The sequence below is a fragment of the Legionella yabuuchiae genome (assembly GCF_900640115.1).
Lineage (GTDB): Bacteria > Pseudomonadota > Gammaproteobacteria > Legionellales > Legionellaceae > Legionella_A > Legionella_A yabuuchiae.
The window spans coordinates 1-353 of record NZ_CAAAIW010000085.1; the positions used below are offsets into that span (position 1 = coordinate 1).

The following is a 353-nucleotide window of genomic DNA, read 5'->3' on the forward strand; positions in this document are numbered from 1 at the left end:
CAATTAAGGGGGCACTTTAATCAAGTTAGTATAAACTAACTCCTTGATTTAGCGATCAAAAGGAGATTAAAGTGCCCAAACATGATCTTATATTAAATTTGCCTGGTTTTTCCATACAAAAAATCAGTGGTTACCAGCCTTTATTAATAGAGGCTAAATATAATCGAATAGCTCGCTGTGCGCATTGCGATAGCAAAGCCGTTCGTAAAAAGTCATCTTATATTCGTACGGTTCACCATGAATTAATAGGACACCGCCGAAGCCTTTTAAGGTTTAAAGCGTACAAGCTGTTTTGTAATGTGTGTCGACGCTATGGAAATCAGCAGTTTCCTGGTATTCATAAACATCAACGC

Annotated in this window: 1 protein-coding gene; it reads left to right on the top strand. The window is 37.7% G+C overall.

The window, feature by feature from the left end:
• Positions 1 to 71: 71 nt before the first annotated feature.
• Positions 72 to 353: transposase family protein (locus tag E1O47_RS12175; protein WP_133131488.1), on the top strand; the 282-nt coding region annotated here is incomplete at its 3' end.